The sequence below is a fragment of the Mycobacterium sp. genome, assembly GCF_049802695.1.
Classification (GTDB): domain Bacteria; phylum Actinomycetota; class Actinomycetes; order Mycobacteriales; family Mycobacteriaceae; genus Mycobacterium.
Window position 1 is genome coordinate 1 of record NZ_JBARMY010000557.1, and the last position, 1,816, is coordinate 1,816.

Annotated in this window: 2 protein-coding genes; both read right to left on the reverse strand. The window is 63.4% G+C overall.

The annotated features are described in order from the left end of the window. Positions 1 to 671, reverse strand: a 671-nt coding sequence (locus WA317_RS21935) for a cutinase family protein (RefSeq protein ID WP_425175034.1), incomplete at its 3' end; no start/stop codon positions are given. Positions 672 to 776: 105 nt separating this feature from the next. Then, on the reverse strand, positions 777 to 1,816 hold a 1,040-nt coding region (locus WA317_RS21940), incomplete at its 5' end, for an AMP-binding protein (RefSeq protein WP_425175035.1).

Here is a 1,816-nt window from a genome sequence, read left to right on the forward strand (position 1 = left end):
GCGGCGAAAGTCGCGGCCTGACGAACCATCCCGTTCTGCACATATTGAACGTGCGCCGACCAATCCTGGCCATCTGAGCAAATCGGATCAGATGGGATACACAAGTCGATGGCCTTAGCCCCATACAGCGGGCTGATCGCGGTTAGCCGCCCGCCCGGATCTTTACTCGATGGATTCCCGAAGACGGCTACGGCGGCGACGTGGTCAGCCACCTTGGGCGGCATCGGCGCGGGGACTAACCCGAAGGGCAATGGCGCACCGGCCGAGGTGATGACATCGATCACGGCCGCGCCTAAGGAATACCCGCTGAGCACCATCCTGGTGTTGGGACAGTTCGCGGCCATGTACTGGACATGAGCACTCGCGTCGTTAGCACCGGCTGAGGCGGAATCAGACAGATCGTCGTTGGAAGGATTAACGAGAACGTGGGTGGAAGGGTAGTTGACCGCGTAGACGCCGACGGACCTGCCGCCAACTTGCGAGCGCAGCGAGTCGACGAACGCTTCTCCGACCCGGCCAGCACCGGGTGGGTCACCGGAGCCGCGGGCGGATACCACCTCGATATCGGGGCATGGATCAGCCAAGGCGGAAGAAACGCTGACGGCCGCACTCAGCAGCGCCAAGGTCACCACTGCGGCGCTTAGGACACAAGCGATCTGGCGTGTGGTCACGCGGTCAATGCTGACATATTTCGTGCCCTGTCATGCCACCGCTCAGATCGCCGACTGCGGGCATGAAACCAAGGGCAGGCGCGCAGGGGGCACCGTCGCCTGGGGCTACCCGATCCGCGTCAGCTGGTTTTCGCGGTACAGCTGGGCACACGCATTGCGTCTGATCTTGCCGCTGGTGGTGATCGGGATCGAACCGGGCGCAACCAGCACGAGATCGTCGACACGGATGCCGTGACCGGTCGATACCGCCACGTTGACATCGCGTTTCACGACGTCGATCCGCTCTGCGATCTCTTCTTCTGAACTGCCGCGCGGCTTGCATTCGATGACCAGGGCCACCCGTTCGTCGACTGCGTCTGGAACCGAGATCGCGGCGACCCGGCCTCCGGTGATCTCCTGGACCGTCGCCTCCAGGTCGTCCGGATAGTGGTTTCGCCCATTGATAATCACGAGGTCTTTGATACGGCCCACGATGAACAGCTCAGCGTCGCTGATCACGCCGAGATCGCCAGTGCGCAGCCACGGCCCCTCGGGTGTGCCCGCCGATGGCTCGGCGAGGCGTCCCGCGAATGTCTCTGCCGTCGCGTCGGGGCGCCCCCAGTACCCTTGCGCGACGTTGTCACCGTGTATCCAGATCTCTCCGACCTCGCCCGCTTGTTTCTCGATTCTGGATTCGGGATCGACGATTCGCACGGTCGGCGCCGACGGCACTCCGTAGCTCACCAATGCCGTTCCGGTCGAGTCACTTCGGGGCTCGGCATGGCCGTCCGACAACTTGTCGGATTCGAAGTGGACGACCTTCGGCGGGTGCCCCGGCGCACGCGCCGCCACATACACGGTTGCTTCCGCCAACCCGTACGACGGCCGAATCGCCTGAGGCCGTAACTTGAATTTCGCGAACCGCTCGGTGAAGCGGTTCAGCGTTGCTACGTGGACGCGTTCGGCGCCACAGATGATGTGCGTCACCCCCTGCAGATCCAGACCCGCCATGTCGTCGTCGCTGGTCTTGCGCACCGCAAGTTCGAAGGCGAAGTTCGGTGCGGGCGAGAACGTCCGTGGATGGCTGGCCATCAACTGGACCCACCTCGCCGGCCGGACCAGAAACGCCATCGGACTGGTCAATACGCCATGCATGTTGGCGAGAA